10 protein-coding genes and 1 pseudogene are annotated in these 10,025 nt (G+C 35.8%); all 11 read left to right on the forward strand.

What is annotated here, in order from left to right:
• The first annotated feature begins 126 nt into the window (after window positions 1–126).
• Window positions 127–1,665: a SulP family inorganic anion transporter gene (locus tag BBH99_RS03910; RefSeq protein ID WP_066692260.1), complete on the forward strand. Its 1,539-nt coding sequence runs from the start codon at window positions 127–129 to the stop codon at window positions 1,663–1,665.
• A gap of 325 nt (window positions 1,666–1,990) precedes the next feature.
• A complete protein-coding gene (locus tag BBH99_RS03915) occupies window positions 1,991–2,659 on the forward strand; it encodes an HAD family hydrolase (protein WP_066692263.1) in 669 nt (222 codons plus the stop codon).
• An 8-nt stretch (window positions 2,660–2,667) separates the two neighbouring features.
• Window positions 2,668–3,492, forward strand: coding sequence for a phosphoribosyltransferase family protein (locus tag BBH99_RS03920; RefSeq protein WP_066692266.1), 825 nt, complete (start codon window positions 2,668–2,670; stop codon window positions 3,490–3,492).
• Window positions 3,482–4,039, forward strand: a complete 558-nt coding sequence (locus tag BBH99_RS03925) for a TerD family protein (RefSeq protein WP_066692269.1) — start codon at window positions 3,482–3,484, stop codon at window positions 4,037–4,039. The genes BBH99_RS03920 and BBH99_RS03925 overlap by 11 nt, the downstream gene beginning before the upstream one ends.
• Before the next feature lie 2 nt (window positions 4,040–4,041).
• Window positions 4,042–5,217 (forward strand): toxic anion resistance protein, encoded by a 1,176-nt coding sequence (locus BBH99_RS03930; protein ID WP_185111033.1) that lies wholly within the window; start codon window positions 4,042–4,044, stop codon window positions 5,215–5,217.
• 16 nt (window positions 5,218–5,233) lie between these two features.
• Complete coding sequence (locus BBH99_RS03935) at window positions 5,234–6,181, forward strand: hypothetical protein (RefSeq protein ID WP_083188730.1); 948 nt, start codon at window positions 5,234–5,236, stop codon at window positions 6,179–6,181.
• Window positions 6,182–6,255: 74 nt separating this feature from the next.
• The gene (locus BBH99_RS03940; RefSeq protein WP_066692271.1) at window positions 6,256–6,864 is read left to right on the forward strand and encodes a TerD family protein; all 609 of its coding nucleotides are present in this window, start codon (window positions 6,256–6,258) and stop codon (window positions 6,862–6,864) included.
• 86 nt (window positions 6,865–6,950) lie between these two features.
• The gene (locus tag BBH99_RS03945) at window positions 6,951–7,991 is read left to right on the forward strand and encodes a TerC/Alx family metal homeostasis membrane protein (protein ID WP_066692283.1); all 1,041 of its coding nucleotides are present in this window, start codon (window positions 6,951–6,953) and stop codon (window positions 7,989–7,991) included.
• 269 nt (window positions 7,992–8,260) lie between these two features.
• A complete protein-coding gene (locus BBH99_RS03950; protein WP_066692274.1) occupies window positions 8,261–8,788 on the forward strand; it encodes a TetR/AcrR family transcriptional regulator in 528 nt (175 codons plus the stop codon).
• A 3-nt stretch (window positions 8,789–8,791) separates the two neighbouring features.
• Window positions 8,792–9,205, forward strand: coding sequence for a nuclear transport factor 2 family protein (locus BBH99_RS03955; RefSeq protein WP_185111035.1), 414 nt, complete (start codon window positions 8,792–8,794; stop codon window positions 9,203–9,205).
• Between the two features lie 302 nt (window positions 9,206–9,507).
• A pseudogene (locus BBH99_RS03960) lies at window positions 9,508–10,025 on the forward strand (hypothetical protein); the annotation flags it as partial.

The following is a 10,025-nucleotide window of genomic DNA, read 5'->3' on the forward strand; positions in this document are numbered from 1 at the left end:
ATTTTAATTAAAATTAACATATTATATGAACTAATGTGTGAAATAAAATAAAACACAAATATGGAGTAAAAACTTGAAAAAGAAAATATTGTATACGAATCACCAAGTCTATACCTTTGCAATTCAATGAAGAATACCATTAGCTTATTCGATTTTTCGAAAAAAATAAATTATAAAAATGAATTGCTGGCTGGCTTTACAGTAGCGATGACCATGATTCCCGAATCTCTTTCCTTTGCCATCCTGGCAGGGCTTTCCCCACTCACGGGATTGTATGCTGCATGTATGATGGGGTTTGTAACGGCTGTTTTAGGAGGCCGCCCGGGAATGGTTTCAGGAGGAGCTGGAGCCACTATTGTTGTACTTATTGCCCTGATAAAATCTCATGGGGTAGAATATCTTTTTGCAACAGTTGCCCTTGCAGGAGCTCTCCAGATGCTTGTGGGGATCTTTAAACTGGGGAAATTTGTAAGGCTTATTCCGCAGCCGGTTATGTATGGCTTTCTGAATGGCCTGGCGATCATTATTTTTATGGCTCAGGTAGAACAGTTTAAAATTACAGATGCTCATGGAGTTGTAAGTTGGCTTCAGGGAATTCCATTATACATTATGAGTGGGTTAACAGCTCTCACCATTGCAGTCGTTTACTTTTTTCCAAAGCTCACAAAAGCTATTCCTGCGTCTTTGGCGGCCATAATTGTTGTGTTTGCTGTAGTGCTAGGATTTAATATTCAGACAAAAACGGTCTCAGATATTGCTCATATCAGTGGTAATCTTCCAAGCTTTCATATTCCGCAGATTCCTTTTTCTCTGGAAACATTGCAGATTATTTTCCCTTATGCAGTAATTATGGCCGGGGTAGGTCTTATTGAATCATTGTTGACCTTATCTATGGTAGATGAAATAACCAATTCCAAAGGAAGCGCTAATAAAGAATCAGTAGCACAAGGACTAGCTAATATTACCAACGGTTTTTTCGGTGGAATGGGTGGTTGTGCAATGGTTGCCCAGACCTTGGTAAATCTTAATGCAGGATCCAGAGCCAGATTATCAGGTATTATTGCATCCGTTATGATCTTGCTGATTATTCTTTTTGGAGCACCTGTTATAGAAAAAATCCCAATGGCAGCTTTGGTAGGAGTGATGATGATGGTGGCGATCAGTACCTTTCAGTGGGTTTCTATCAGAATTGTAAACAAAATGCCGAAGTCTGATATATTTGTAGGGATTACGGTTGCTTTAATTACCGTAATATTACATAATCTTGCCCTTGCAGTGTTGGTTGGAGTGATTATTTCTGCCCTGGTTTTTGCCTGGGATAATGCCAAAAGGATACGTGCGAAAAAATATACTGATGAAAATGGTACCAAACATTATGAAATATATGGTCCATTGTTTTTCGGTTCAGCAACAGCTTTTGCAGATAAATTTGACCCGATGAATGATCCTGATGAAGTAGTGGTAGATTTTAAAGAGAGCCGCATTGTAGATATGAGTGCAATTGATGCCGTAGATAAATTGTCAAAAAGATATAAACAGCAGGGCAAAACATTATTCCTCCGCCATCTCAGTGAAGACTGCCGTAAAATGCTGAAAAATGCAGAAGCCGTGGTAGAAGTGAATATTCAGGAAGATCCTACGTATAAGGTAATGCCGGAAAAATAGGGAAGAAGTCAATAAGTGAATTTTGCTTTGCAAGTGAATCGTGAATTTTTTGAAATACAGTCGAAATTGACAAGCGAAGCGAATTGACTATTCACAAAAAGAAATACCTAAAACCCACACAAGGATTGTAAGATAAATCTACAGTCCTTATTTTTTATCATTTCTTCCTTCAAATCATAAAATATCTTAAAACATAGGGGTAAAGCCATGCAGTAATGATAAAAATTTTATCTTTGGGAAGAATAGAGAATTAAACACTTTTTGATGATGAATACATTTTAAATCTTTTTCAAGAAGCTAAATAAAACTTTTAACTTAAAACATATTGAAAACAGATATCGACATTCATAACCACTGTCATTTTTCCTTTGACTTGTGGCTCACCCTAATAAAATCTCATCCTGAATTTAAAACAAAAAGAGTTGAGCTGTTCTCCTCGTTTTTTAATGTAGATAAGCCTATAGATGAAGTTGCTAAAACAGTAAAATATTACGATGATCTTTGCAATACCATTAATGAGGTTACAGGAGGAAATATAGATACTTTTGAAATTTATCTGATGATTCTAGGTGCATTGAATGTAGATGTAAAGCTTTTAAACAAGGAAAAACTGAATGAGTTTTATGTAAGAAGTGAAGAATTGTTTTTAGAGTATAAACCTGTTATCATTTTTGAAAATATTCATGATTTTTTTGGTGAAATTAAAAATCAGGGAAAAACCATTAATATTCTGAGCAATACAGGATTTATCAAAGGAAAAACAATGAGAAAATTCCTGATTCATGAAAACCTGGATCAGTATATTGATTTTCATATTTATTCTGATGAAATCAACTGTTCAAAACCGAACCCGCTTATTTTTCAGGAAGTAAAGAATAATCTTAAAGATCAGGATCTGCCGTTACATCAGATCCTGCATATCGGAGATAACCCTGTGGCAGATTATAAAGGAGCTGCAGACTTCGGGTTCAGCGCACATTTACTTAAACACTAACCATAAACATGAACAAAAGATACAGCTTACACCACATTCATTCAGCGGATGAGTTCACTTTCTCACCCGCAGAATACAGTTATTTCAAATATGGCGATAAGTCGTATGCTGAAAAATTTGCAAAAGAATTATTCGAAGGATTTATTTCCGAACATGAAGACCTTTTAAATACAGATAAAGAGATCGTAGTGCTTCCAAGCCCATATATGGCAATTCCTACGGCTTCTAATTTCCTGTGTTTTTATTTTAAAAAGCATTTGGATTATTATCTGTTTCAGAAAGAAAAAAAGTCAAGTATTTTATCCAAAATCAATAGAAATCATACCTATATCACAGATTATGGGAATCTTAATTTTGAGGATCGTAAAAATCTGATTGCCAATGATACTTATTATATTGATAAAGACTTTTTAAGAGGAAAACTTTGTATTTTTATAGATGATATAAAAATTACTGGTAGTCATGAGTATACAGTGAACAGAATTTTGGATGAATATGATGTGGAAGCAGACTTCATGTTCCTGTATTATGCTGAACTGATGAATTTTGATCTGGATCCTAAAATTGAAAACTTTTTCAATTATTATGCAGTGAAAAATGTAAAACACATTGCAGAAGTAATGAATAAAACCAGTTTTCAGTTCAATACAAGGATTGTAAAATATATTTTAGGCCTAGATTCAAGTAATTTTGACTATCTTACGTCTAAAGTAAAAAAGGAACAGATGGATCACCTGCTGGAGCTGGCCATCAGTAACAATTATCATTTAATAAAAGAATATAAAAATAACATCAATACTTTAACACAAACGGAATTATATTATGGCTATTAACTTACAAAAAGGACAAAGAGAAAACATCAACGCACCTAAATTCACTGTAGGTTTAGGATGGGATATCAATAATACTTCTACAGGAACAGCTTTTGATCTTGACGCTTCTTTATTTTTATTAGGAGATGACAAGAAATTAGTTTCAGATAATCACTTTATTTTTTATAACAACCTTGAATCTCCGGATAAAGCAGTAATTCACACTGGAGATAACCTTACAGGAGAAGGATCTGGTGATGATGAGCAGATCAAGATTGATCTTACAAAAATTGATGATGCGGTAAAGGAAATTACAGTAGTGGTAACCATCCACGATGCGGATTCAAGAAGACAGAACTTTGGACAGGTAAGAAATTCTTTCATCAGAATTTTCAATACAGATACGAATGAAGAGATCTTAAAATATGAATTGGATGAAGATTTCTCAATCGAAACAGCCGTAGAATTCGGAAGAATCTACAATAGAAACGGAGAATGGAAGTTTGAGGCAGTAGGAGCAGGACAGAGAGATGGCCTTGAGAAATTTGTATCACTTTATCAGAAATAATCATGGACAATCAGGAAAATCAACCTATAGATCCGCTAGGATCAATTGAACCCCTTAGAACATTTGAGCCGACACCGATGGTTCCGCCAACACCCGCTCAGCCTGTTCAGAATGCAGCACCGGCAGTGCTTGTAGATAGAGAGGGTAACGTGAATTTAACACAGCTACCATCAGAAGACCGCCAGAAATATGAAGCTTTAGCGAACTCTATTGATGAAGCTAACCCAGGATCCATTGTGAATTTCGGAGCAGAGCTCCAGAAAACGTTAACCAATCAGAGTGATAGCTTCTTAGGAAATGTAAGAAGATCAAACTCCGGGGAAGTAGGCGGATTGATCAATGATCTTTTGGTAGAGCTGAACTATGTTGACGTAGAGGAACTTAACGGAAACAAAGTAAAAAGTTTCCTGAGCAAATTACCATTCATGAAGAAAGTAATGACTCAGGTAGAAAACTTATTTGCTAAGTATGACAAGATCATCAACAATATTGAACAGATCTCTTATAAAGTAAACGCAGGAATCATTACTTCTACTAAGGATAATGCTGTTCTTCAGACCATTTTTGAGAGCAATGTAAACTCTATCAAGCAAATTGAAGACCTTGTGATTGCCGGAAATATCAGAATGGAAAGAGCCGCTGTTGAGCTAGCTCAGATGGAGGCTAACCCTCAGAATTTCCAGGATTATCAGATTGCGGATAAGAGGGATTTCATTGCAAGACTAGACAGAAGAATGGCCGATCTTAAAGTGGTACGTGTTATTATGATGCAGTCACTTCCACAGATCAGGTTGGTTCAGAATAACAACGTTTCCATTGCGGAAAAAGCACAGACTATTCTTACGACTACACTTCCTGTGTGGAAAAACCAACTTTCGCTTGCTGTTGCTATGTACAGACAGCAGCAAAATATTGAGATCCAGCAGAAAGTATCTTCTACTACAGAAGAAATTTTAAGAAAGAATGCAGAACGTCTTGGTCAGAACTCTATCAATGTAGCGAGAGCGAATGAGCAGACAATTGTTTCTATAGATACATTGAGAGAAACAACTTCAATGTTGATCAATACGTTAAATGAAGTGAAACAGATCCAGAAACAGGGAGCTGATAACAGAAGAAAGCTGGATCAGGATCTTCAGACATTAGAACACGAACTGAAAGCGAATGTCAGAGGTTAATTTATAGGATACTACGGTGGGGGAAGATGCAGCAACCATATTGTCACAGAGCAGAAGAAGGTTAACAAGACTTAAGCTTCTGGCTAATTTTTTTGAGCATATTGACATAATATCCATTTACATCAAAACAGATATTATCCACAATCTGTTCCAGGAAAATACAGCCCTTGATTACAATAAACTGGAACTTTTCCACCTGCAGTATACCGACAGCCTCATTGAACTTCTGACGAAAATCAAAAGACAGAAGGAAAATGATATGCTGGCGGTCCTTAATGAAATTGACATCAACAAAAAATACATTTCAGGTTTTGAAGAAAGACAGGCAGACAGTTTTCAGACAGATAGGAAAATGTACAGCGGTATATTTTCACAACATCTGAAAACTCTGTATAAAGACCTTACCGAAGATATTTTTACTGCCAATTGGGATAATGTACTGTATTTTCATAAAAAGTATGCGAAGGAATTCTATAGGCTGGAAGCAGATGAATCTCTGTTGAAAGCTGAGTCTTTTCCGGCATATCAGTACAAAGATTATTCTATTGAAAGGAAACTGCTGGGAAGGCTGAACATACAGGGATTTAAAGTCCGTTTTGTCTGTGGCTATGCGATCGGGACCCATGAATATGAACTTTTTAAGATCTTTCAGACCAATGATTATTTTATTTTCAGTGTAGATGATAAAAAGCTTTATCTTTTCGACAAGGAACTGGATAAGCTTGATATTTCTGAAAATCAATCCAATCAGAGTACGATTATTGACCAGCTTAAGAAAAAAAATGAAGAGCTGGAGGATACGATGAATGAAAGAAAACGCAATTTACCTCCAGAGGTAGAAGCGGTTTTGAAGGATTATATCAGAAACCTCGAAAATATAGATATTATGAGCAAGATATTTGCTTTTGATGAAGAAACCAATATTCTGCGGGCAATGCTTAATTTAAACCTGAATAATCAATAAAACGAAATTTGAAACAAGCAGATAAGCATTGGTGCTTTTTTGCAAAAATGTAAATAACAACTAAACATAAAAAGATGGCTATCAACTTACAAAAAGGTCAGAGAATCAACCTTAAAAAAGAAAACGGAGCTGAACTTTCCCAAGCCTGTGTAGGAATCAACTGGGGAGCAATTGAAAAAAAAGGACTTTTCGGAACTAAAAAAGAAGCAGTAGACTTAGACGGAAGCTGTATTTTATATGATTCAAATAAAAATGTTACTGAAGTAATTTATTTCGGAAATCTTAAATCCAGAAACGGTTCTGTAAGACACAGTGGAGACGATCTTACTGGTGATGTAAACGGAGATGACGGATTGGATAACGAGGTGATTACAGTAGATTTCAGTAACCTTGAACCTAACGTAGACCACGTGGCAATGGTACTGAACAGCTACAGAGGCCAGGATTTTGGAACTATTCCTTTTGCTTCTATCCGTATCTACGAAGGAACACCAACCAACGTAAAAGAAGTCTTTGCAAAATATGATATAGCAAATGATGCTTCTTTCAAAGGTCATGTTGCCATGGTTATGGGAGTGTTCTACAGAAGAAACGGTGAATGGAAATTCAACGCAATTGGAGATCCTACAGCCGACAGAAAGCTGGAGCAGACCATCCAAACCGTACAGATGAATTATTTATAATCATTTATACATCAAAATGTAAATAAAATAGCAATATTTGTACTTTGTTACATCTATTGCTTTTATCATATAATAACATAACTCAAGTGGAACATCAAAGTATTTTAGAGCTGCACCCTGGCTTGGTGTGGGGATTTGCGGTAACAGTCGTTATCATGTTACTCCTGGATTTAGGAGTTTTCAACAAAAAAAGCCACGAAGTTTCTTCCAAAGAAGCTACCATCTGGTCTATCGTATGGATCTCGCTGTCTATGATATTTTCGGGAGTCGTGTATTGGGTTTTCAATACAGACGGAACTCCGGAAAGTCATGCGTTGGCAGTAGAGAAATTTACCCAATACCAGGCGGCTTACTGGATTGAAAAAGCCCTTTCTGTAGATAACTTGTTCGTATTTATCCTGGTTTTCGGATTCTTTAAAGTTCCGAAATTCCTTCACCATAAAGTTCTTTTCTGGGGGATTATCGGAGCATTAATCTTCAGAGCGATATTTATCTTTGCAGGAGTAGGGTTGATTAACCTTACATATCTTCCTGAAATGGATATTTTCGGAACTCCTGTGAAAATTAATGTGGTAATGACCTTATTCGGATTATTCCTTGTATACGCCGGAATCAAGTCCTGGGGAGATGGTGATGATGATGACGATGAAGATTATAGTAATACTGCAGGAGCTAGATTAATTAAAAGCTTCTGGAAAGTATCTGATAACTATGATGGTGATAAGTTCTTCACGGTTCAAAAGGGAATCAAAATGGCAACACCGCTATTGGTAGTGGTTGGGGTGATTGAATTTACAGACGTTCTTTTCGCAGTAGATTCCATTCCGGCGATCTTTGCCATTTCAAATGACCCGTTTATCCTGTACACATCCAATATCTTTGCGATTTTAGGACTTAGATCATTATATTTCCTATTGGCGAATTTTATCCACATGTTCAGCAAACTTCCTTATGGATTGGCCATTATCCTTTCATTCATTGGAGTTAAAATGCTTATTGCACCATGGATTCACATTCCTTCTCCAATTTCATTAGGAATTGTAGGTGGAGTATTGGTGATCTCCGTTCTTTTATCTGTTATCTTCCCTGAAAAAGAAGAAGAGGAAAAAGACAAGTTGGAAGAGTAATACACGTTATGATATATAAATAGCCTCCGAGAGTTTATCTTGGGGGCTTTTTTTGTGAAGAATGATGAAAGCTGGAAGAGGAAAGTACTTTTAGACGTAATAAAATCATCTGCATTTTAATGGGATTATCATAAGAATGTGGCTATATATCTGCAAAACACAAATAGGACTTCCAGCTTCCTTCTTCTAGCTTCCATCCAAAAATTAAAATAGACTGACTTGTCTGTCTATTGTTTTTTTTCGTACATTTGTTTTATAAAAAATTCAATATGAAGTCGCCAAGAGAAAGAATTGTAGAAACAACATTTGATCTGTTTGCAAAGCAGGGATATAATTCTACAGGAATCAACCAGATCATTTCTGATGCAGGAGTGGCCAAAGCAAGCTTTTATCTTCATTTTAAATCCAAAGAAGACTTATGTGTGGAATTTCTTAAGGTAAGACACGAATACTGGTTCAATGAACTTTATACTTTTACAGCTCCGTCAGAAGATCTCCGTTCAAAGATCATCAACGCTTTTGACTTCCTGATATATATGAACAATAAAGAGAATTTCAGAGGTTGCAGTTTCCTGAATATTTTGTCAGAAATTCCGATGGATAATGTTAAAATTCTGGATGTAATTCAAGCTCATAAAGCTGATCTTAGAAATTATTTCCTGGATTTGTTGAAAGATGATACTCTTTCCGATCATATTTATATGCTCTTTGAAAGCAGTATTATAGAGAGCCAGCTTTTTAAATCGAATGAGCTGATATTGAAATCAAAAAAAATAGTCAATCATTTAATCCCCTAAATAATGGAACAGAAACACCCGCTTCCACCTTTCACTCTTGAAACGGCAAAGCAAAAAATTCAAATGGCAGAAGATGCCTGGAACAGTCAGGATCCTGAAAAAGTTTCCAAAGCTTATACCATTGACAGCGAATGGAGAAACAGAGATACATTTATCAATGGAAGAGAAGAAATTGTGCTATTTCTTCAGAAGAAATGGGAAAAAGAGCTCCATTATAAACTAAAAAAAGAATATTGGGCACATACAGAAAACCGTATTGCTGTCCGTTTTGAATATGAATACCAGACCAAAGATGGAAACTGGTTCAGAGCCTATGGCAATGAAAACTGGGAGTTTGATGAAAACGGATTAATGGCTAAAAGATATGCAAGCATCAATGACCTTGCTATTAAAGAAGAGGATAGAAAGTTTAAATAAAGAATAAAAACAGCGGATCAAAACCAAAGTTTTCTTGCCACGAGTACACGAATTGTGAGTGTATTCGTGGCATTTTTGATTTAACATGAGTCATACAATTAAAAATGAATAGTTGTAAAACTGCTACATTTTCAGACATTTATGAAAAAAAATATTTTCTGAATAAAATAATATTTCTAAATTTAGAGAGTTATTAATTAAAAACACACTTATGAAAAAAAGCATCTTAAATTCAAAGCTGTTCACACAGCTCATTGCTTATGGTACTATAGAAAGAAACAATAACACTTAATTTCTATATCATGAGCAGAACGAGAATTGTAAAGGGAACCTATACCAAGGTTTCTCAGGAAGGACATAGTATGTATTCCAATGAAAATATTATTACTACTGCAGGGAATTCAATTACGGAAACAGGAGTAAAAGATGGGGTTAGTTATGGAACCCCTAAATATGCACCGGGAATAAAGTTACCTGCAAAATGTGTGGTGCAGTTCAGGCCAAAAGATTACTGGAAAGGGGAAGATTATGGCTTCGATTGGATGCGGCTAGGGGAGACTTCTAATTTTGGAGACAAAAATTATAAAGAGGTAGTGGCTGAACAGTATAAGAAAAGTAAAGATAAAAAAGAGAAAGCTTTTACCACGCTGGAAACCGATCCTAATGAATATGAAGGAGATTTTAAAACCTCGTCCTCTCTATTTGCCAGACTAAGGAATGAATATGGAGTATACAGCATTCCGTGGAAGAAAAAAGCAGATGGCAGTGCTGAGGATTATTTCTGTTCATGGCTTTCTTTGTATCCCGCTGGGATAAAGGA

This window comes from Chryseobacterium contaminans (genome assembly GCF_001684955.1).
GTDB classification, from domain to species: Bacteria; Bacteroidota; Bacteroidia; order Flavobacteriales; family Weeksellaceae; genus Chryseobacterium; species Chryseobacterium contaminans.